The sequence below is a fragment of the Streptomyces sp. NPDC059201 genome, assembly GCF_042754585.1.
GTDB lineage: Bacteria > Actinomycetota > Actinomycetes > Streptomycetales > Streptomycetaceae > Streptomyces.
This window is the reverse complement of sequence record NZ_JBHZBB010000008.1, coordinates 30,285-50,798: the sequence shown is the minus strand read 5'-3', so window position 1 is coordinate 50,798 and position 20,514 is coordinate 30,285. Positions and strand designations below refer to the sequence as shown.

15 protein-coding genes are annotated in these 20,514 nt (G+C 74.5%); 7 read left to right on the top strand and 8 right to left on the bottom strand.

Features of this window, described 5'->3' with window-relative positions:
- Nucleotides 1-84: 84 nt before the first annotated feature.
- From ACFXMG_RS24660 to ACFXMG_RS24640, 5 genes are all read left to right on the top strand, one after another.
- Nucleotides 85-378: a DUF503 domain-containing protein gene (locus ACFXMG_RS24660; protein ID WP_383827570.1), complete on the top strand. Its 294-nt coding sequence runs from the start codon at nt 85-87 to the stop codon at nt 376-378.
- A gap of 27 nt (nt 379-405) precedes the next feature.
- Nucleotides 406-846 (top strand): 30S ribosome-binding factor RbfA, encoded by a 441-nt coding sequence (rbfA, locus tag ACFXMG_RS24655; RefSeq protein ID WP_383827572.1) that lies wholly within the window; start codon nt 406-408, stop codon nt 844-846.
- Nucleotides 843-1,742, top strand: a complete 900-nt coding sequence (gene truB / locus ACFXMG_RS24650) for a tRNA pseudouridine(55) synthase TruB (RefSeq protein ID WP_383827574.1) — start codon at nt 843-845, stop codon at nt 1,740-1,742. The genes rbfA and truB overlap by 4 nt, the downstream gene beginning before the upstream one ends.
- 210 nt (nt 1,743-1,952) lie before the next feature.
- Nucleotides 1,953-5,477: a trypsin-like peptidase domain-containing protein gene (locus ACFXMG_RS24645; RefSeq protein ID WP_383827576.1), complete on the top strand. Its 3,525-nt coding sequence runs from the start codon at nt 1,953-1,955 to the stop codon at nt 5,475-5,477.
- A 50-nt stretch (nt 5,478-5,527) separates the two neighbouring features.
- The gene (locus tag ACFXMG_RS24640) at nt 5,528-6,487 is read left to right on the top strand and encodes a bifunctional riboflavin kinase/FAD synthetase (RefSeq protein WP_383827578.1); all 960 of its coding nucleotides are present in this window, start codon (nt 5,528-5,530) and stop codon (nt 6,485-6,487) included.
- Between the two features lie 21 nt (nt 6,488-6,508).
- Here the strand turns inward: ACFXMG_RS24640 and ACFXMG_RS24635 are convergent, their stop codons facing one another.
- Nucleotides 6,509-7,801 (bottom strand): cytochrome P450, encoded by a 1,293-nt coding sequence (locus tag ACFXMG_RS24635; RefSeq protein ID WP_383827580.1) that lies wholly within the window; start codon nt 7,799-7,801, stop codon nt 6,509-6,511.
- Here ACFXMG_RS24635 and ACFXMG_RS24630 point away from each other — a divergent pair.
- Together ACFXMG_RS24630 and ACFXMG_RS24625 are read left to right on the top strand one after the other, a co-directional pair.
- Nucleotides 7,800-9,110: a type III polyketide synthase gene (locus ACFXMG_RS24630; RefSeq protein WP_383827582.1), complete on the top strand. Its 1,311-nt coding sequence runs from the start codon at nt 7,800-7,802 to the stop codon at nt 9,108-9,110. The genes ACFXMG_RS24635 and ACFXMG_RS24630 overlap by 2 nt on opposite strands.
- 361 nt (nt 9,111-9,471) lie before the next feature.
- On the top strand, nt 9,472-10,371 hold the full coding sequence (locus tag ACFXMG_RS24625) for a hypothetical protein (RefSeq protein WP_383827584.1): 900 nt from the start codon (nt 9,472-9,474) through the stop codon (nt 10,369-10,371).
- A gap of 279 nt (nt 10,372-10,650) precedes the next feature.
- Here the strand turns inward: ACFXMG_RS24625 and ACFXMG_RS24620 are convergent, their stop codons facing one another.
- From ACFXMG_RS24620 to ACFXMG_RS24590, 7 genes are all read right to left on the bottom strand, one after another.
- Complete coding sequence (locus ACFXMG_RS24620; protein ID WP_383827586.1) at nt 10,651-11,634, bottom strand: ABC transporter ATP-binding protein; 984 nt, start codon at nt 11,632-11,634, stop codon at nt 10,651-10,653.
- Nucleotides 11,631-12,599 carry an ABC transporter ATP-binding protein gene (locus ACFXMG_RS24615; protein ID WP_383827588.1) on the bottom strand — a complete coding sequence of 323 codons (969 nt, stop codon included), beginning with the start codon at nt 12,597-12,599 and terminating at the stop codon, nt 11,631-11,633. Before ACFXMG_RS24615 ends, ACFXMG_RS24620 begins: the two co-directional genes overlap by 4 nt.
- Nucleotides 12,596-13,480 carry an ABC transporter permease gene (locus ACFXMG_RS24610; RefSeq protein WP_383827590.1) on the bottom strand — a complete coding sequence of 295 codons (885 nt, stop codon included), beginning with the start codon at nt 13,478-13,480 and terminating at the stop codon, nt 12,596-12,598. Before ACFXMG_RS24610 ends, ACFXMG_RS24615 begins: the two co-directional genes overlap by 4 nt.
- Nucleotides 13,477-14,538 carry an ABC transporter permease gene (locus tag ACFXMG_RS24605; RefSeq protein ID WP_384338905.1) on the bottom strand — a complete coding sequence of 354 codons (1,062 nt, stop codon included), beginning with the start codon at nt 14,536-14,538 and terminating at the stop codon, nt 13,477-13,479. The genes ACFXMG_RS24610 and ACFXMG_RS24605 overlap by 4 nt, the downstream gene beginning before the upstream one ends.
- A gap of 2 nt (nt 14,539-14,540) precedes the next feature.
- Entirely contained in the window at nt 14,541-16,427 is a 1,887-nt protein-coding gene (locus ACFXMG_RS24600; RefSeq protein ID WP_383827629.1) for an ABC transporter substrate-binding protein, read from the bottom strand.
- A 200-nt stretch (nt 16,428-16,627) separates the two neighbouring features.
- A complete protein-coding gene (locus ACFXMG_RS24595; RefSeq protein WP_383827594.1) occupies nt 16,628-19,717 on the bottom strand; it encodes an SCO5717 family growth-regulating ATPase in 3,090 nt (1,029 codons plus the stop codon).
- 448 nt (nt 19,718-20,165) lie between these two features.
- Nucleotides 20,166-20,399, bottom strand: a complete 234-nt coding sequence (locus ACFXMG_RS24590; protein ID WP_031014159.1) for a DUF397 domain-containing protein — start codon at nt 20,397-20,399, stop codon at nt 20,166-20,168.
- Nucleotides 20,400-20,514: the final 115 nt, after the last annotated feature.

Sequence of the window (20,514 nt, the reverse complement as noted above, 5' to 3'; positions counted from 1 at the left end):
GGCCGTTCCGTGTACGGTTTCGGTGTCCCCGCCCCATGGCCGGCGGGGCCACCGACCCCGAACCGGCGGGACATCCGGACACACATGTATGTGGGGACTCTGTCCTTCGACCTGCTCCTCGGCGACGTCCACTCGCTCAAGGAGAAACGCTCCCTCGTGAAGCCGATCGTCGCCGAGCTCCAGCGGAAGTTCGCCGTGAGCGTGGCGGAGGTGAGCGGCCAGAACCTCCACCGGCGGGCCGAGATCGGCGTCGCGATGGTGTCCGGTGACCTCGGACACCTCGACGGCGTCCTGGACCGCTGCGAGCGGCTGGTCGCCGCCCGGCCCGAGGTGGAGCTGCTGTCGGTGCGCCGCAGGCTCCACACTGATGAAGACTGATTGCAAGGCAAAGAAGGAGACGGACCAGTGGCCGACAACGCGCGGGCGAAGAAGCTGGCGGACCTCATCCGGGAGGTGGTCGCCGAGAAGTTGCAGCGCGGCATCAAGGACCCGCGCCTGGGTACGCACGTGACCATCACGGACACCCGCGTCACCGGTGACCTGCGGGAGGCCACGGTCTTCTACACGGTCTACGGCGACGAGGAGGAGCGGGCGAGCGCCGCCGCCGGCCTGGAGAGCGCCAAGGGCATCCTCCGCTCGGCCGTGGGCCGCGCGGCCGGGACCAAGTTCACCCCGACCCTGGCCTTCGTGGCCGACGCCCTCCCGGAGAACGCCAAGACCATCGAGAACCTCCTCGACAAGGCGCGGGCCTCGGACGCCCAGGTGCGGGAGGCGTCCTCGGGCGCCGCCTTCGCGGGCGAAGCCGACCCCTACAAGAAGCCGGGCGAGGACGAAGCCGCCGAATGAGCAACGCAACCCCGACGCCCGACGGCCTTGTCATCGTGGACAAGCCGTCGGGCTTCACCTCGCACGACGTCGTGGCCAAGATGCGCGGGATCGCCAGGACCCGCCGCGTCGGCCACGCCGGCACGCTCGACCCCATGGCCACGGGCGTCCTCGTCCTCGGCGTGGAGCGGGCCACCAAGCTCCTCGGTCACCTCGCGCTGACCGAGAAGGAGTACCTGGGCACCATCCGCCTGGGCCAGACCACGATCACCGACGACGCCGAGGGCGAGATCACGGCGTCGGTCGACGCGTCGAAGGTCACCCGCGAGCGGATCGACGCGGGGGTCGCGGAGCTGACCGGCGCCATCATGCAGGTGCCGTCGAAGGTCTCCGCGATCAAGATCGACGGAAAGCGGTCCTACGCGCGCGTGCGCGGCGGCGAGGAGTTCGAGATCCCGGCCCGTCCGGTGACCGTCTCCTCCTTCCGGGTGTACGACGTGCGCGAGGCGACGGCCGAGGACGGTACGCCCGTCGTCGACCTGGTCGTCTCGGTGGTCTGCTCCTCCGGTACGTACATCCGGGCGCTGGCCCGGGACCTCGGCGCCGGACTCGGCGTCGGCGGGCACCTCACCGCGCTCCGGCGCACCCGGGTCGGCCCGTACAAGCTGGACAGCGCCCGCACCCTCGACCAGCTCCAGGAGGAGCTGACCGTGATGCCGGTGGCCGAGGCCGCGGCGGCGGCGTTCCCGCGCTGGGACGTCGACGAGAAGCGGGCCCGGCTGCTGCTCAACGGGGTGCGCCTGGAGATGCCGGCCTACCCCCAGGGGGCGGTCGCGGTCTTCGGTCCGGAGGGGAAGCTGATCGCCCTGGTGGAGGACCAGCGGGGCAAGGCGAAGAGCCTGGCGGTCTTCGGCTGATGCTTGAGGCCGGTTCTCGAGTCCGAGTCTCCTGACGGAGGGCTTCGAGGCTGATTCTCCTGACGGAGGGGCGGGTGCGCGGGGCGCGCCCGCCCTTTCGCGTTTCTTCACCCCATCGGGGAAGCGCTCGGAGTGAAACGGGGGAGTGCGAGGGGGCGCCTTGGCCGATCGGCGCCCTCCGGTGACCGGCGCCGACCTACCCTCCACACCATGGGACCCGGGGACCTCGCGACGCTGGTGCGGATCTGCGACCTGGCGGGCCGGCCGCGCGGCACCGGGTTCCTCGCCGATCACGAGGGCACCCTCGTCACCAGCCACGAGGCCGTCGACGGGCTGACGCGCGTCGTGCTGCACGCGCCCGGCGAGCGGACCTGGCTCGCCGAGGCCGACGCCGTCACGCCCCTCCCCGAGCAGGGGCTCGCCCTGATCCGCACCGAGGGCCTCGGCGTGGATCCGCTGCCGCTCGCCACCCGCGCGACCGTCGAGCCCGGCACCTACGTCCGGATCGCCGCGCACGGCTGGCGCGAGGCGCGCGTCCTCGGACCCGCCGCCGTCACGTACACCGCCACCGACCGCTTCCACGTCCTCCCCGACGCCCTCGAACTCGCCATCGGCACCCAGGGCGCCGAGGCGCTGCGGCTCGGCGGCCCGGCCGCGGGCGGGCCCGTCCTCGACAGCGTCACCGGCACCGTCCTCGGTGTCGTCGGCACCGCCCTCCAGGGCGACCCGCGCGCCGCCGGGCACGCCGTCCCGCTCCGCCCGGACGGCCCCCTCCGCGAACTCCTGCGCCGCAACGCCGCGACGATCCCCGCGTACGGCCCCGACCTCAACCTCGCGGCCGTCCTCGAACTCACCGCCCCCACGGCCCTCCCCGCCGGCGATCCGTCGCCCTGGCCCGCGCCCGTCGCCCGCCCGGCCGCCCTCGGGACCCTGACCCGCTTCGCCGCCGGGCCGGTGCCCGCGCTGCCCGTCCTCGCCGTCGTCGGCGAACCCGGGAGCGGGCGCACCACGCTGCTCGGCGCGGTCTGCGAGGCGCGGGTGCGGGGGGCCGCGCCCGCGCCGGCCGTACGGCTGCGGGGCGCCGACCTGCGGGAGGGCGACGGGTCGGTCGCCGAGGCCGTCGAGCGGGTCCTGCACCGGGCCGCGCGGATCGCCGCCGCCTCCGGGGCCGAGGGCGACCCCGTCACCGCCGAGCGGGCCGCCGCCCTCGCCAGGGAGGCCGGGCGGCCCCTCCTCGTCGTCCTCGACGGCCCCGAGGAGATGCCGCCGCTCCTCGCCCACCGGCTCCCCGCCTGGACCGCCGCCACCGAGCGCTGGCTGCGCGCCCACGGCGTCCGCCTCGCCCTCGCCTGCCGCCCCGAGTACGCCGAGCAGGCGGCGGCCCTGTGGAGCGCCCCGCCCGCCGTGCTGCCGCTCGGCGACCTCACGGAGGCCGAGGCCGGGGCCGTACGCCAGGGGTACGGGCTCGGGGCCGAGGACCTGGCGGCCGCGGACGCCCGGCACCCGCTCGCCCTGCGGCTGCTCGCCGAGGTGCGGGCCGCGCTCCCCGGCGAGGTCCCGGGCCGCCCCGACCGGGCCGAGATCTTCACCGCCCACCTGGACCTGATGTGCCTGCGGATCGCGGTCCGGATCGCCGCGGGCACCCGCCCCGTCCCCGGCGGCTCCGCCGTCCGCCGGCTCGCCGCGCGCGTCACCGGCCAGGTCCACGAGGCCGCCCGCCGCTGCCTGGGCCCCGGCCACGGCCTCCTCGACCGCCCCTCCTTCGAAACCCTCTTCCCCTGGCACGAAGGCTGGGCCCCCGCCGTCCTCACCGAGGGCCTCCTGGTCCCCGCCGGCCCCGGCTACCGCTTCGCCCACGAAGGACTCTCCGACTGGCTCCAAGCAGCCCACCTCGACCTCGACACCGCCCTCGCCACCCTGGTCCACGGCCGCGAGGCCGAGGAGACCCAGGAGCCGGACCCGGAGCCGCTACCGGAGCCGGCCCCGGCCCGGCCGCGCGGGCGGCGCCGGCGGGCGGCCGACGGCGGTGGGGCCGCGGACCCGGACCCGGACCGCCCGGACCCGTATCCGGGGTCGGCCCCGACCCCGGCCAGGGAATCGGCCCCGCCGCGCGGGCGGCGTCGGCGGGTGGGCGATGGGGGCCGGGGCGGGGACCCGGAGCCGGTCCCCGGGGCCGCTTATCCGTCCGTGCCTCGGTATCGGGTGGGGACGGTGGTGCAGGCGTTGTTGCTGGTGCATCGGGAGGGTGGGGCTGCTGCTCTGGGGGCGCGGCTGAGTGGGCTTGTCGACTTTCTGGGGGGTGCTGGGGCGCGGACGGGCGGGGAGGCCGTTTGGTGGGGGAGTGCGCTGCTGGGGCGTGCTCTTGGTGGGGTCGGGGATCTGCGGCCTTATCTGGCCGTGTTGCGGCAGCTCGCCGACCGGGTGGGGGAAGGGGACGACGCGGCGGGCGGGCTTGGTGCCTTCGGGCCCGCCTGGTGGCGGGAGGTGGTCGTCGGGGAGGACGAGCGGGTCGACCTGCTGCGGCGGGTGGTCACCGGGGACGCCGGGCACCTTGAGAGCGTCGGAGCGTTGCTGGTCGCCGAGCCTCGGGCGATCCAGCCGCTGCTCTGCCGGTGGTTCACGGACGGGCGCGTCCTGTCCTGGCGGCCGTACGCCACCGTCGGCGCGGTCGCCCAGGAGCTTCTGCACACCCACCGGGGGCTCGCCGTGGACGACCTCTGCGAGGCCCTGGTCGGCACCGCGCACCCGCTCGCCGAGGGGCTGCTCGGGGCGCTCGTCGACGACGAGCCGGCCGCGCTGTGCCGGGCCGTGGACCGGTGGGCGCACGACGACCTCCGGCCGGAACGGCGGCTGGCCGCCGCGACGTACGGCAGTCTCCTGGCCGCGCGCGGCCGGGCCGGTCAGGACCGGGAACTGCTGCGGTACGCGGCGGGCGCGCTGCTCGCCCGGCCCGGGGACCGGCGGCTGCACGGGGCCGCGCTCGGCATCCTCGTCCGCGACCCGCAGGTCCGGGGGCGCCATCTGACGCGCGCCCTCGCCGACCCGCGGGTGCCGGCCGAGGCGCTCGTGGGGGCGCTGGCCGACGACCCCGGGGCCGTCCTCGACGCCTTCCGGGCGCGGCTGGACGAGGGCCGGGACCCGGGCGGCGTGCTGCGGGCCCTCGCCGCTGTCGACGCGCCCGCCCTCACCCGCCGGATCGCCACCCTCGTCCGGGAGTACGTGACCCGCCACCCCGAGGGCGCCGGGCACGCCGCCGCCTATGCCGACCTGCGGTTCGAGGAGGGGCCGACCGCGCGCGCCGTGCTCTTCCCGCTCGTCGTCGGGCTGATCCACGGCCGCCCCGCCACCGTCCGGCGCGCCCTCGCGCCCGTCCTCGCCGCCCCCGGCACCGGCGCCTCCCGCCATCTGCGGGCCGAACTCCTCGACGTCCTCCTCGACCACGAGAGGTACGCGACCGGGCCCGGCGACCCGGCCGTGGCGGACGCGCTGCTCACCGCCGCCGCCGAGGGCGCGGCCCGCCGCTCGCTCCCGCGCAACCGCGCGCTGCTCGCCCGTACCACCGCCCTCTACGCCCGCGTCCCGGGCGGCGCGGCCCATCGGGACCGGCTGCTCGCCGGGCTCGCCGCCGACCACCCGGCCTTCGCCGCGCTGCTCGCGGGGGCCGTGCCCGCGCCGCGCCCGCCCGGCACTGCCCATGCCGATGCGGACCGACGGGCGTGGGCATGGCAGTCTTAGACCTGCGTAATGGGCGCACAGGGCGAACAGGCGGACGAGGAGCGGTCACAGTGCAGCGCTGGCGTGGCTTGGAGGACATCCCCCAGGACTGGGGGCGCAGCGTCGTCACCATCGGCTCCTACGACGGTGTGCACCGCGGGCACCAGCTGATCATCGGGCGGGCCGTCGAGCGCGCCCGCGAGCTCGGCGTCCCCGCCGTCGTGGTCACCTTCGACCCGCACCCCTCCGAGGTGGTGCGCCCCGGCAGCCACCCGCCGCTGCTCGCCCCGCACCACCGGCGCGCCGAGCTGATGGCGGAACTGGGCGTGGACGCCGTCCTCGTGCTGCCGTTCACCGCCGACTTCTCGCAGCTCTCGCCTGCCGACTTCATCGTCAAGGTGCTCGTCGACAAGCTGCACGCGCGGGCCGTCATCGAGGGCCCCAACTTCCGCTTCGGCCACCGCGCCGCGGGCAACGTCGCGTTCCTGACCGAACTGGGCGCCACCTACGACTACGAGGTCGAGGTGATCGACCTGTACGTGAGCGGCGCCGCCGGCGGCGGACAGCCCTTCTCCTCCACCCTCACCCGCCGGCTGGTCGCCGAGGGCGACATGACCGGCGCCGCCGAGATCCTCGGCCGCCCCCACCGCGTCGAGGGCATCGTCGTGCGCGGCGCGCAGCGCGGCCGCGAGATGGGCTTCCCCACGGCCAACGTGGAGACCCTGCCGCACACCGCGATCCCCGCCGACGGCGTCTACGCCGGCTGGCTGACCGCGGACGGCGAGCGGATGCCGGCGGCGATCTCCGTCGGCACCAACCCGCAGTTCGACGGCACGGAGCGGACGGTGGAGGCGTACGCGATCGACCGCGAGGGCCTCGACCTGTACGGGCTCCACGTCACCGTCGACTTCCTCGCCTACGTGCGCGGCATGCTCAAGTTCGACACCCTCGACGACCTGCTGGTGGCGATGGCCGCCGACGTCGAGAAGTGCCGGGCGCTGACGGCCGAGTACGACGGCGCGGAGGCGTGAGCGCCACCGTCGCCGTCGCCCTCACCAGGTGACGTACAGCTCCTTCGGGCCCCGGATGAGGCCCTTGGACTGGAAGGGCACGTCCTCGGGGCGGCCCGCGAGCCGCAGGTCCGGGTAGCGGGCCAGCAGCGTGGAGAGCATCACCTCGGACTCCATCCGGGTCAGCATCGCGCCCATGCAGTGGTGCGGCCCGTGCCCGAAGGAGAGGTGCCCGGTGCCGGTCCGGTCGAAGTCGAGGACCTCCGGGTCGGGGAAGACCTCCGGGTCCCGGTTGGCCGACAGGTAGGAGGCGTACACCGCCTCGCCCGCCCGGATCACCACCCCGCCGATCTCGACGTCCTCGGTCGCGATCCGCGGCAGCCCGACGCCGTTGCGGTGCGGGATCCACCGCAGCAGCTCGTCCACCGCCTGCGGCAGCAGCTCCGGCTCCGCCCGCAGCCTGGCCAGCAGGTCCGGGCGGGTGAGCAGCACGTACACCATGTTGGCGCTGTTGTTGCGCACCGCGTGGGCGCCGCTGATCAGGATCGCCATGGCGAGCGAGACCGCCTCGTCCGCGCCGATCCGGCCCGCCGCCAGCGACTCGGCCAGCTCCCCGGCCAGGTCGTCCTGCGGCTGGGCCATGCGGCGGTCGAGCAGCCGGGTGATGTACCCGTGGATCTGCGCCTTCGCCGCGCGGCTGCTCTCCGGGCCGGGGCCCGAGGAGAGGATCAGGTCCGGCCAGGAGGCCAGCTCGGCCCGGTCCTCGTCGGGGATGCCGAGCAGGTCGCAGACGACCGTCATCGGCAGCGGCCCGTGCAGGTGCCGCATCAGGTCGGCGGGCCTGCCCGCCGCCTCCATGCCGTCCAGGAGCCGGTCGCAGGCCGCCTGGGCGAGGGGCTGGAGGCGCCTGCTGCCCCGGCCGGTGAAGGTCTTGGTCACCGCCTTGCGCAGCTGGGTGTGGTACGGCGGATCGGCGTAGTTCAGGGCCGCCTTCGAGGCCACCATGTGGCCGGTCATCTTGGTGACCTGGCGGTCGAGCAGGGCCGTCCGGCTGAACCGGGGATCGGAGGTGACGGCCCGCACGTCGGCGTACCGGGTGACCAGCCACGCCTCGTTCTCGGCGGCGAACGGCAGGCTGATCCGGGAGACCGGCTCCTTCGCCAGCAGCTCGGACAGGAGCGGGTCGAAGTCGAGGGCGGGCAGGTCGTCCACGGCCCAGGTGCGGGCCGGGCGGGAGGCGGCGGGGCAGCCGGCGGGGGCGGATCCGGGCGCCGGCGAACCGGTCGCCGCGGATCCGGACGCCGGTGGCCCGGACGTCAGCGGTTCGGAGGTCATGCGGTGGCTCTTCCCGGCGGCGGGCGGACACGACACGCCGGAGGGCGTACAGCCCCTCGTACGGACGACCCCGCATTCACCCTCCGTGACGAGGCGGGCACGCCCGCGGTTGCGGGCTCGGTGCCGCGGGGTGAGTGTGGGCGGCAGTCCGCACGATCGAGAAGAAGGAGCGAGTGCCGTGGTGACCTTGTGCAAACCCGCGGTGGCCGTGCCGGAGCACGTGATCACGATGGAGGAGACGCTCGACCTCGCCCGTGCGCGCCACGCCGACCATCCCCAACTCCCCCTGGCGCTGCGGCTGATCGGCAACACGGGTGTCGACAAGCGGCACATCGTGCAGCCCATCGGGAAGACCCTGGAGCACCCCGGCTTCCAGGAACGCAACGAGCTGTACGAGGCCGAGGCGAAGGCCCGGGTGCCCGCCGTCGTCGAGGAGGCCCTCGGCAACGCGGGGCTGCGCCCGGCGGACATCGACATGATCGTCTACGTGTCCTGCACGGGCTTCATGATGCCCTCGCTCACCGCGTGGATGATCAACAAGATGGGCTTCCCCAGCCACACCCGGCAGGTGCCCATCGCCCAGCTCGGCTGCGCCGCGGGCGGTGCCGCGATCAACCGGGCGCACGACTTCTGCACCGCCTACCCGGACGCCAACGTCCTCATCGTGGCCTGCGAGTTCTGCTCGCTCTGCTACCAGCCCACCGACCTCGGCGTCGGCTCGCTGCTCTCCAACGGCCTCTTCGGCGACGCCGTCGCCGCCGCGGTGGTCCGGGGCCGGGGCGGCACGGGCATCGCCCTGGAGCGCAACAACTCGCACCTGGTGCCCGACACCGAGGACTGGATCGCCTACAGCGTCCGCGAGACCGGCTTCCACTTCCTGCTCGACAAGCGGGTGCCCAAGACGATGGAGCCGCTGGCCCCCGCGCTCCGCGAGATCGCCGGCGCGCACGGCTGGGACGCCGGGAACCTCGACTTCTACATCATCCACGCCGGGGGGCCGAGGATCCTCGACGACCTCAGCCTGTACCTCGAAGTCCCGCCGGAAGCCTTCCGGTTCAGCCGGGCGACGCTCACGGAGTACGGCAACATCGCCAGCGCCGTCGTCCTCGACGCGGTCCGGCGGCTCTTCGAGGAGGGCGGGCAGCCGGAGGGCGCCCGCGGCATCCTCGCCGGCTTCGGCCCCGGCATCACGGCCGAGATGTGCCTCGGGCGGTGGACCACCGCCGCCCACCCGGCGGAACCCCCGCTGGGCGCCCGCCGGATCGTCGGCTACTCGCCCCGCTTCCAGCACGCCCGCAGCAGAAGCTGACGGCGGCGGCGCGGCCCGGTAGGCCCCGTACCGCCCTTCCGCCGCGCGGCCCGGCGGCGCCTTCCGTACGGCGGAGCCCGTACCGGCTTCGCCGCCGCTCGGCCCGGTCACGGCTTTCCCGCCCGGTAGGCCCGTACCGCCCCTTCCGCCGCGCGGCCCCGGCAGCGCCTTCCGTACGGCGGAGCCCGTACCGGCTTCGCCGCCGCGCGGTCCGGTCCCGGCTTTCCCGCCCGGGCGGCCCCTCGTACCCGTACCGCTTTTCCCGCTGTACGGGCCCGGCCCGCACAGCACGCCCGTCTCGTCTTCCCCCGCCCGGCGCAGTCCGGGCGGGGGCCTTCCCGCACCCGCCAAGGAGAGTCGTATGCCCCCCACACCGCCCTCCCGCCGCCGTCGTCTTCGCGGCCCCGCGGCGCTCGCCGCGCTGCTCGCCGGAGCGGCCGCCACCTCGTTCGCCGGAGCGCCCGCGCAGGCCGCGGCGCCCGGCGGCGCCCGGGTGCCGATGCACCAGTGCTGGGTCAACGGGGTGTCCGCCCCGCCCGGCGACACGGTCAGCGGCACCTCCGAGGACGACCACATCTTCTGTGACAGCGACATCCAGAACGTCACCGTCTGGGGCGGCGACGGCAACGACATGATCGAGGTCCGCGGCCTCGTCATCGACTCCGCCATCATGGGCGGCGACGGCAGGGACGTCATCCGCGCCAAGCACCTGGTGCCGCAGAACGCGACCAGCATGGTCCGCGGCAACAGCGGCCCCGACATCATCAAGGTCGCCACCGTGCGCGGTGAGGGCGCCGAGCGCGGAGCGGTCGTCCACGGCGACGAGGGCGACGACCAGATCACCACCGGTTCGGTCTCCGGTGCGCCCGGGAACTTCAACCGGGGCGGCGGGATCGTGACCGGCAACGACGGCGCCGACACCATCAAGGTGGGCATCATCGACTTCTCGGGCCGGGTCCTCGGCGGCAGCGAGAACGACAAGATCGAGGCGGCGGGCCTCGGCCCCGAGTCCGGCGGACTCATCCAGTCGGGCCCCGGCGACGACACGATCAGCGGACCGGGCGGCGCGGTCCTCACCGTCGGTCCGCACTGGGGCATGGTCGACGCGGGCGTCGGCAAGGACACCTGCACCGTGAAGTCGGTCTCGACCCGTACCTCGATCGCCGCCTGCGAGATCATGCCGAAGGCCGCGCCGGGGAAGCCGTCGGGCCCGCCCCCGTCCGGCGCGAAGCCGGCCCAGGGCGCGGCCAAGCGGGCCTAGGCCCCTCCCGGCCTAGCCCCCTCCCGGCCTAGCCCCCTCCCGGCCCAGGCCCTGCTAAGCGGCCCAGGCCCTGCTAAGCGGCCCAGGCCCCGCTAAGAGGGCCAGGCCGCTCCCGGGCCAGGCCGCTCCCGGGCCAGGCCGCTCCCGGGCCAGGCCCCGCGAAGCCGGCCCAGGCCCCTCCCGGCCTCGGCCCTCCCGGCCCAGGCCCTCCGTACCACCGCCCGGCGACCCCCACCCCCCCCGGGGTCGCCGGGCGGTGCCATGCCCGCTCATGGCGGGTCAGTCGGCGTCGGGCCTCGTTGCCCAGTGGCAGGCCACGCCGCGTTCGCCGCCTCCTGCGCGCAGGACCGGGAGGGGTTCGGTGCGGCAGCGGGTGGCCACGGAGGCCGCCTCGCCCGAGGCCAGTACGTGGCAGCGGGCGTGGAAGCGGCAGCCGGGCGGGATCCGGGCCGGATCCGGCGGCTCGCCCGCCAGGACCACCGGCGCCGTCTCCGACTCCGGAAGCACCGACAGCAGCGCCCGGGTGTACGGATGGCGGGGCGCGGTCAGCACCGACTCGACCGGGCCCGTCTCCACCACCCGGCCCAGGTACATGACCGCGACCCGGTCCGCGATGTTCCAGGCCAGTCCCAGGTCGTGCGTGACCACCAGGGCGGAGAGCCCGAGTTCGTCGCGTAGCCGGAGCAGCAGGGCCAGGATCTCGCCGCGTACCGACGCGTCCAGGGAGGCCACCGGCTCGTCCGCGACGATGAGTTCGGGTTGCAGGACGAGCGCTCCGGCGATCACCACCCGCTGGCGCTGCCCGCCGGACAGCTCGTGCGGGTAGCGCAGGAAGAACCGTTCGGGCGGCCGCAGCCCGGCCCGGGCGAGGGCCCCGGCGACCGCCGCCCGTTCGGCGTCCCCGTCGCGGTGGACCCCGTGGATCCGCAGCCCCTCGGCGACCGCCTCGTACACGGTGTGCCGGGGGTTGAGCGAGCCGCTCGGGTCCTGGAGGACGAGCTGGGCGCGCCGGCGGTACGCCTTGAGCGCCCTGGAGGAGTACGCGAGGGGTTCCCCGGCGAAGGAGACCGTGCCGGCCCCGGGTTTCACCAGGCCGAGCAGCGTCCGGGCCAGCGTGGTCTTGCCGCAGCCGGACTCGCCGACCAGGGCCACGATCTCGCCCGGCCCGATCTCCAGGTCCACCCCGTCGACGGCCCGGGCGGGCGGCGCGCCCCGCCGGCCCGGGAAGGTGACGTGCACGCCGCTGGCGGTCAGCAAGGTCATCCGTTCTCCCTCCCCACACGCACGCAGGCGGCCCGGCGTCCCGCGCCCGCCACCCGCAGTTCCTGGTCCTCCTCGGCGCACTCCGCCTCCGCCACCGGGCAGCGGGGGTGGAAGGAGCAGCCGGACGGCAGCGCCGCCGGGTCCGGCGGGTCGCCGGGCAGGCCGCGCGGCGCCCGCCGCGAGGCCGGGTCCCCGATCCGGGGGAACGCCGAGGACAGCGCCCGCCCGTAGGGGTGGGCGGCCGCCCGGTACACCTCGCGGGCCGGGCCCTCCTCGACGATCCGGCCCGCGTACATGACGGCGAGCCGGTCGCAGGTGTCGGCGAGGACCGCCAGGTCGTGGCTGATCATCATCAGTCCGATGGACTCCTCGGCGACCAGTCCCTCGATCAGCCGCAGGATCTGCGCCTGGATCATCACGTCGAGCGCGGTGGTCGGCTCGTCGGCGACGATCAGGCGCGGCTCGCAGGCGAGCGCCATCGCGATCATCACGCGCTGCCGCTGTCCGCCGGAGAGCTCGTGCGGATAGCCGGCCGCCCGGGAGGCCGGGAGGCCGACCTGTTCGAGGAGGGCGGCGACCCGCTTGCGGGCCTCGGCGGGGGTGGCCCGCCTGTGCACGAGGAGCGGTTCGGCGACCTGGTCGCCGATCCGGCGCACCGCGTTCAGCGAGTGCATCGCGCCCTGGAAGACGATCGAGGCGCCCGCCCAGCGGACCGCCCGCAGCCGCCCCCACTTCATGGTGAGGACGTCCTCGCCGTCGAGGAGGATCTCCCCGTCGAGCCGGGCGGTCGTGGGCAGCAGCCGCAGCAGCGCGAGCGCCAGCGTCGACTTCCCGCAGCCGGACTCGCCGGCCACGCCCAGCTTCGACCCGGCCTCCAGGGTGAGGTCGACCCCGCGCACGGCGGGCACCGCGTCGGCCCCGGAGCCGTACGTGACCCTCAGGTCCCTGATCTCCAGGAGGCTCAACGCCCCACCCCCAGCCTCGGGTTGAGCACGGACTCGACGGCCCGGCCGCAGAGCGTGAAGGCGAGCGCGACCAGCGCGATCGCGATCCCGGGCGGGGCCAGGTACCACCAGTGCCCGGAGGAGACCGCGCCCGCCTCGCGGGCGTCCTGGAGCATGCCGCCCCAGGAGACCACGGTCGGGTCGCCGAGCCCCAGGAAGGCCAGGGTGGCCTCGGTGAGGATCGCGGTGGAGATGCCGAGCGTGGTCTGCGCGAGGACCAGCGGCATCACGTTCGGCAGCACGTGCCGGGCCATGACGTGCCCGTGGCCGCCGCCGAGCGCGGTCGCCCGCTCGATGTACGGGCGGGACTCGACGGCGATCGTCTGCGCCCGCACCAGCCGGGCGGTCGTCGGCCAGGAGGTGACGCCGATGGCGAGCACCACCGTCCACATCGACCGGGACATGACCGTCGCCAGCACGATCGCGAGGACCAGCGCCGGCATCACCAGGAACCAGTCGGTGATGCGCATGACGACCGTGGAGAGCCAGCCGCCGTAGTGGCCCGCGAGGATGCCCACGAGGGTGCCGATCGCGACCGACAGCGCCGCCGCGAGCAGCCCCACGAGCAGCGAGATCCGGGCTCCCCAGATCAGCAGCCCGAGCAGCGAGCGCCCGAACTGGTCGGTGCCGAGCGGGAATTGGGCGCTCGGCGCCTCCAGGGCCGTACCGGACGCGTTCGTCACCGACTGCACGTCGGCGCCGACGGTCAGCGGGGCGGTGAGCGCGAGCAGCGCGATCAGGGCCAGTCCGGCGAGCCCGTAGAGGCCCGCCCGGTGGTTCCGGTACGCCTTCCAGAAGCGCGCCGCGGAGCCCTTGCGGCGCTCCCATGCGAGAGAGGTCATCGGCCCACCCGGGGGTCGAGCAGCGGATAGAGCAGGTCGGCGAGGAGGTTCATCAGGATCATCGCTCCGGCGAAGACGACGAACAGGCCCTGGACGAGCGGGAGATCGGGCACGCTGAGCGCCTGGTAGAAGAGCCCGCCGAGCCCCGGCCAGGAGAAGACGGTCTCCACCAGGATCGAACCGGCCGCCACATGGCCCAGGTTGATGAAGACCATGGTGACGGTCGGCAGCAGCGCGTTGGGCACCGCGTGCCGGCGCCGCACGTCGTCGTCCTTGAGCCCCTTGGCCCGCGCGGTGGTCAGGTAGTCGCCGCCCATCTCGTCGAGGAGCGAGGACCGCATCACCAGGAGCGTCTGCGCGTAGCCGACCGCGACCAGCGTCAGCACGGGCAGCACGAGGTGGTGGGCGACGTCGAGGACGTACGCGAAACCGGTCTCGCCGGTCCCCGACTCCATGCCGCCGGTCGGGAAGAGCCCGGGGACCGGGCCCATGCCCACCGAGAAGACGATGATGAGCAGCAGTCCGAGCCAGAACGACGGCACCGACCACAGGGTGAGCGCGACGCCGGTGTTCACCCGGTCGCCGAGACCGCCGTGCCGCCACGCCGAGCGGGTGCCGAGCCACAGCCCGAGCGCCGAGTAGAGCACCACGGCGACCCCGGTGAGCAGCAGCGTCGCGGGCAGCTTCGCCGCGATCAGCTCGCCGACCGGGGCGCGGAACTGGAAGGAGGTGCCGAGGTCGCCGGTGAGCGCCTTGGCGCAGTAGTCGGTGAACTGCTGCCACAGGGGCAGGTCGAGGCCGAACTGGCGGCGCAGGGTCGCCAGTTGCTCGGCCGAGGTGGGGATGCCGTGGGTCATCGCCTTGACCGGGTCGCCGGGGATGATCCGGAAGAGGAAGAAGCTGGTGACCAGGACGGCGAAGAGGGAGACGAGCGCGCCGCCCAGCTTCCCCGCCGCGTGGCGGAGATAGCCGGGACCGACGCCGGTGCGGGGTGCGCCGTCCGTGGCGCGGGCCTCCTCGGCCCGCGCCACGCCGGCGGGGGTGCTTGCCGTCGTCATCGCTACTCGCGGTCGTCGGCGGTGGCGCGCCGGCGCATCCGGAAGAGGACGAGTCCGCCGGCGACGACGACCACGGCCGCCCCGACGCCGATCAGGATCCCGGTCGAGGAGGAGCCGGAGTCGTCCCCGGAGCCGGACGCGGAGGCGGCCGGCACGGCCGACCACCAGCTCCAGTAGCCGTCCTGCCCCCACAGGTTGCCCGCGGCCTCGGGCATGGTGGTGATCGACGCGATCTGGTCGGTGCGGTACGCCTCCAGGGCGTTGGGGTAGGCCATGATGTTCATGTACCCCGTGTCGTACAGCCGGGACTGCATCCGCTTGACCAGGTCCGCCCGCTTGGCGGTGTCGTACTCCACCGCCTGCTGCGCGTAGAGGGAGTCGAACTCCTTGTCGCAGATGAAGTTGTCGGTGGCCCCGGTGTCCTTCGGGGTGGCCGGGAGGGTGCCGCAGGTGTGGATGGACAGCACGTAGTCCGGGTCGGGGTTGACCGACCAGCCGTCGAAGGCGAGGTCGTAGTCGCCCTTGACCCACGGGTCGGAGACGCTGTCCATGCACTCGACGGTCAGGCCGATGCCGAGCTCGCCCCACCACTCCTGGAGGTACTTGCCGACCGCCTTGTCGTTGGGGTCGGTGGCGTGACAGAGGATCCGGAAGACGAGCGGCTTGCCGTCCTTGCCGAGGCGCTTGCCGTCGCCGTTCTTCCGGTATCCGGCGTCGTCGAGGGCCTTCGCGGCGGCGGCCGGGTCGTAGGACCGCTTCTGCGCGCCCTCCGGCTTCCAGAAGTACGAGCCGAAGCGCGGCGGGATGTACCCCTCGCCCTCCACGGCGTGGCCCTGGAAGACCTTGTCGACGAGGGTGGCGCGGTCGACCGAGAGGAAGAGCGCCTTGCGGACGGCCGGGTCGAGGAGCGCCGGGTGCCCGTTGCCGAAGGTCTTGCCGTCCTGCGCGCGGGCGCCGGGGTTGGTGGCGAGCGCGTAGAAGCGGCGCCCGGGGGCGTCGTTGACCTTGATGTCCTTCTGCGTCTTCAGCGCCGCAGCCTGGGCGGGCGTCAGATTGGGGACGAAGGACACCTCGCCCTTCTGGAGGGCGGCGACGGCCGCGTCCCCGTCCTTGTAGTACTTGAAGACCAGCTCGTCGAACTTGGGGGCGCCCCGCCAGAACGTCTTGTTCGGCTTGAGCTTGAGGTACTGGTCGACCTTGAAGTCCGTGATGACGAACGGGCCGTTGCCGACGATCGGGAACTGCTGGTCGTTGTTGAACTTCGAGAAGTCGCCGACCTTCTCCCACACGTGCTTCGGCACGATCGGCACGTCCAGCGCGGTCATCGTCGCCTGCGGCTTCTTCAGCCGGATGACGAGCGTCTTCGCGTCGGGGGCGGTGACCTCGGCGAAGTTGGCCGTGAAGCTGCCGTTGGCGGTGGCCGCGTTCGGGTCGGTCATCATCTTGTTGAAGGTCCAGGCCGCGTCCTCGGCCGTGGCCGGCTTCCCGTCGGACCACTTCGAGTCCTCGCGGATCTTGTACGTCCACGTCAGCTTGTCCGCCGAGGAGGACCACTCCGTCGCGAAGGCGGGGACGGTCCTGGCGTCCTTCGCGTCGTAGTTGGTGAGGTACTCGTACGCCAGCCGGTGGATGCTGGTCGAGGTGAGCTTCTGGGCCAGGAACGGGCTCAGCGAGTCGATGCTCTGCGAGACGGCCACCGTGAGCGTCGTACCGCCGGACTTGTCGTCCTCGGCGGCGGCGGTGGTGGCGGGGAGGGCCGCGAGCGAGGCGGTGGTGAGACCGGCGGCGAGCAGCAGACGTGCGGTCCGGTGCGACCGGCGGGACCGGTAGGGCCCGTGGGGCCGGTGGGACCGGCCGGAGCGTGGGCGGGAGGGGAGCTTCGTGACCATGACCATGGGACGTGACCTCGCGTCGGGGGATCTGTCGTGGAGTCGTGGATCTTGGGCTGACGTCGGGTGAAGCGAAGATGTATCAGCGGTGGTCTGCCGTCGTCAACGATGACTCAAACCCCGTGTGGGCTGCGGGAATGCCAAGAGGCTCCGTACCGGTGAACCGGTACGGAGCCTCATTGGTCTACTCCTGTGACGCCCTACTGCTGAGGGGCTGGCGGTGCCTGCGGAGGAGCCTGCGGCGGCGCCTGCGGAGGCAGCGGCTGTCCGAACGGCTGTCCCGCCGCGGGCTGCTGCCCGTACGGCTGACCGGGCTGGCCCGGCTGGCCCTGCTGGCTGGAACTCGCCGCCGGCGGGTAGGGCTGCTGCCCGTACGGCTGTCCGGGATATCCGACTTGCCCGGTAACCGGCTCCCCCGGCTGCGCCGGGTACGGCTGGCCGGGCTGGGGCGGGTACGGCTGGCCGGGGACCGGCGGCTGACCCGGCTGTGGGTACGGCTGTGCCTGTGCCTGTGCCTGCGGCGGGTACGGCTGACCCGGCGCCGGCTGACCGGGCGCGTACTGCCCCGGCATCGGCTGCGCGCCGTACGGCTGCCCCGGCGCGGGCGGAGCACCGTACGGCTGGCCGGGGGAGGGCTGACCGGGAGCCGGGTGGCCGGGCATGGGCTGGCCCTGCATCGGCTGACCGGGCTGGCCCGGCTGGCCCGGCATGGGCTGGCCGGGGGAGTACTGGCCCGGCATCGGGGGCGCCATGTGCGGGGGCAGGCCGCCCTGGCCGTCGCCGGTCCACAGGCCCTGCGCCTGCTGCGCCCGCGCGAAGTCCTCGGCGACCATCGCCGAGAGCTCGAAGTACGCCTCCCGGGTCTTGGGTCGCATCATGTCGAGGTCGACCTCGGCGCCGGCCGCCAGGTGCTCGTCGAAGGGCACCACGATCACCCCGCGGCAGCGGGTGCGGAAGTGCTGCACGATGTCCTCGACCTTGATCATCTTGCCGGTCTCGCGGACCCCGGAGATGACCGTGATCGAGCGCTGCACCAGATCCGCGTAGCCGTGCGCGGAGAGCCAGTCCAGCGTCGTCGAGGCGCTGGAGGCGCCGTCCACGGAGGGCGTGGAGATGATGATCAGCTGGTCGGCGAGGTCGAGCACCCCGCGCATGGCGCTGTAGAGCAGACCCGTGCCGGAGTCGGTGAGGATGACCGGGTACTGCTTGCCGAGGACGTCGATCGCCCGCCGGTAGTCCTCGTCGTTGAAGGTCGTCGAGACGGCCGGGTCCACGTCGTTGGCGATGATCTCCAGGCCGGACGGCGCCTGCGAGGTGAACCGGCGGATGTCCATGTACGAGTTGAGGTACGGGATCGCCTGCACCAGGTCGCGGATGGTCGCCCCGGTCTCGCGCCGCACCCGGCGGCCGAGCGTGCCGGCGTCCGGGTTGGCGTCGATCGCCAGGATCTTGTCCTGCCGCTCGGTGGCGAGGGTCGCGCCGAGCGCGGTGGTCGTCGTGGTCTTGCCGACGCCGCCCTTGAGCGAGATGACCGCGATCCGGTAGCAGGACAGGACGGGGGTGCGGATCAGCTCCAGCTTCCGCTGCCGCTCCGCCTCCTCCTTCTTGGCGCCGAGCTTGAAGCGGGAGGCCGCGCCGCTGGGGTTGCGGCTCGACTTCGGCTTCTGCTTGTTGTTGCGTAGGAGACGGTCGGAGGAGAGCTCGACGGCCGCCGTGTACCCGAGCGGAGCGCCCGGCACGGACCGCTCGCGCTGGTCGTGCGTGACCGACTGCGGCCACGCAGCCCCGGTCCGCGGGTCGACGGCACCCGGCGGGTACCCGTACCCGTCAGGACCCTGCGGAGGAACCCCACCGGGCGCACCGGGTGCACCGGCTCCCTGCGGGTAGCCGTATCCGTCCTGCGGCTGCGGCGGGAGACCGGCCGGCTGTGGGTGGCCCGGGGCGCCGGGCACGGGCGGCTGGGGCTGCGGCTGACCCGGGTGCGGGTAGCCGTAACCGGCCTGCGCGGCGGCCGGCGGCTGCGGGTAGCCGTAGCCGGGGGACGGGGCGGGGGCAGGGACCGGTGTCTGCGGGGGGAGGCCGGGAGCGCCGGGGCCCTGGGGGTACCCGTACCCGCCCTGCGGCGGTACGGCTCCGGGGGCGGCGGCCACCGGCTGCCCGGGCCACTGCGGCGCGGCGCCCGGGGCCTGCTGGGCCTGCTGGGCCTCGGGGGAGGCGGGCGGGAAGTTCGGCGGCAGCGGCGGCAGCGCGCCTCCTGCCGCGGGCGCGCCGGGGTAGGCCGCCGGCGGGACGCCGGGTGCGGCGGCCGCGTCGGCGGGGGCGCCCTCGGCGGGCAGCGGGGCGGCGGGGAGAGGGGTGGGGGCTTCGGCGGCAGGCGCCTCGACGTCGGCCTCTCCGGCCTCCGCCTCTGCCTCCACCTCAACCTCAACCTCCACGTCCGACTCCGCCTGGACGGCGGTGTCCGTCTCGGAGTCGGAGTCGGTGTCGGAGTCGGTGTCGATGTCCGTGGCGTCCGCGACCTCGGCTTCGGCCTCGACCGCGTCCATGACCTCGGTCACGTCCTGCTCGTCGGACGGCTCCGCGTCGGTGTCGGCGTCCGTCGCGGCCTCCGCCTCGAGGGCGGGCTCGGCCGCGGCGGGGACCGGGGGGACGTCGGCGCGGACCAGGCCCGCGGCCTCCGGGGACCCCGGGAGCGGCTCGGCGGCCGGGTCGGGCACCGGCTGCGCCGCCGGGTCGGGCCGCAGCGAGGAGGGGTTGAAGCGCATGGTGGCGCCGCTGTCCAGGTCACCGCCGCCGAAGGGCGCCGGAGGAGCCGGGGCGGGGACGGGTGCGGGCGCGGGTGCCGGGTACGCGGGCGGCACGGCAGGCGTGCCGGGAGCGCCGGCCTCGGAGCCGTACGCACCGTACGCGGGAGCCTGCTGACCGGGGATCTGGCCGGGGATCTGGCCGGGCGCGGGCGCGGGCGCCGGGTAGCCGGGCGGCGGCGTGCCGGGGGCGCCGGCCTCGGGGGCGTACGCCCCGTACGGGCCGGGCGCGGGCGGCGGCGGGGTGTGCGTCCAGCCGGGCTGCTGGAAGCCGCCCGGGGGCATCCCGGGGACCGGGACCGGCGCGCCCGTCGGAGGCGGGGGAGTGGCACCGACGCCGCCCGGACCGCCCGGCGCGTTCTGCGTGTACCAGGCCGGCGGGGTGTAGTCGATGGTGAACTCACCCGTCATCTCGGCGGGATCCGCGTCGGACTCGTCGGCGGGCACGTTCCAGCCCCCGCGGATGTCGTCGCGATCGCCGTTCACTTTGCCTCCTGGTGTGGTCGAGCACCCTTGTGCCGTCGTGCGTCGGGGCCACCGTTCACTGCCGGTCGGGCCGGCTCTCCCCTCGGACCCGGCGACCGTTCCGAGGGATACCGCGCCGCGCCCCCACCCACCCTAAACGCCCGCAACGCCGCCGCGGCAGGCCCGTCCTCTCCCGGAGGCCGTCCCTCCGGCCGGGAGCGCGGCCAGGGTGACGCCGGTGCGGCGGAGCGTGAGGAAACGCCCGGGACGAACCCGTACGAGACGGATCGTCGCGGTGGAATCCGTACCACCTCGCCCACCCCCGTCCGCCCGTGCCGGTTCCGTACCGCCTCGTCCACCCCTTGCCCGAACGGGTGACGCGACGAACCGGCGGCCGCGCACCCGATTCCGGGCACCCGACCGCCGGTTCGCACCGGGCCCCGCCACAGACGCGTGGGACCCGCCTCGTTCAGCGCAGGTCGAACTCGCCGTCCCGCGCGCCGAGCACGAACGCCGTCCACTCCGCCTCCGTGTACCGCAGCACCGTGCCGTGGTCCAGCGAGGAACGCATGGCGACGGCACCGCCCGGCAGGTGGGCGATCTCGACGCGCTCCTCGTCGGGGCTCGTGCCGGGGGCGCCGATCCACTCGACGTCCGAGATGTCGAGGGCGTACAACTCGTCCTTCTCCTGCGCGCTCCCCATGGGAGTTCCTTTCGCTCACGGCCTGTCGGCGGACCATGTGTCCCGTGGCGCCGGGCCGTTGGGTCCCGCCCCGTGCCACCTGGAGAAATACTAGGGAAACCGGCCCACGCGCGTG

What these genes read in the sequence shown, in the direction of transcription:
- ACFXMG_RS24660 (WP_383827570.1), top strand. Translation starts at nt 85, where the DNA reads ATGTATGTGGGGACTCTGTCCTTCGACCTGCTCCTCGGCGACGTCCAC.
- truB (WP_383827574.1), top strand. Translation starts at nt 843, where the DNA reads ATGAGCAACGCAACCCCGACGCCCGACGGCCTTGTCATCGTGGACAAG.
- ACFXMG_RS24645 (WP_383827576.1), top strand. Translation starts at nt 1,953, where the DNA reads ATGGGACCCGGGGACCTCGCGACGCTGGTGCGGATCTGCGACCTGGCG.
- ACFXMG_RS24630 (WP_383827582.1), top strand. Translation starts at nt 7,800, where the DNA reads ATGCGGTGGCTCTTCCCGGCGGCGGGCGGACACGACACGCCGGAGGGC.
- ACFXMG_RS24635 (WP_383827580.1), bottom strand. Translation starts at nt 7,801, where the DNA reads ATGACCTCCGAACCGCTGACGTCCGGGCCACCGGCGTCCGGATCCGCG.
- ACFXMG_RS24625 (WP_383827584.1), top strand. Translation starts at nt 9,472, where the DNA reads ATGCCCCCCACACCGCCCTCCCGCCGCCGTCGTCTTCGCGGCCCCGCG.
- ACFXMG_RS24620 (WP_383827586.1), bottom strand. Translation starts at nt 11,634, where the DNA reads ATGACCTTGCTGACCGCCAGCGGCGTGCACGTCACCTTCCCGGGCCGG.
- ACFXMG_RS24610 (WP_383827590.1), bottom strand. Translation starts at nt 13,480, where the DNA reads ATGACCTCTCTCGCATGGGAGCGCCGCAAGGGCTCCGCGGCGCGCTTC.
- ACFXMG_RS24605 (WP_384338905.1), bottom strand. Translation starts at nt 14,538, where the DNA reads ATGACGACGGCAAGCACCCCCGCCGGCGTGGCGCGGGCCGAGGAGGCC.
- ACFXMG_RS24600 (WP_383827629.1), bottom strand. Translation starts at nt 16,427, where the DNA reads ATGGTCACGAAGCTCCCCTCCCGCCCACGCTCCGGCCGGTCCCACCGG.
- ACFXMG_RS24590 (WP_031014159.1), bottom strand. Translation starts at nt 20,399, where the DNA reads ATGGGGAGCGCGCAGGAGAAGGACGAGTTGTACGCCCTCGACATCTCG.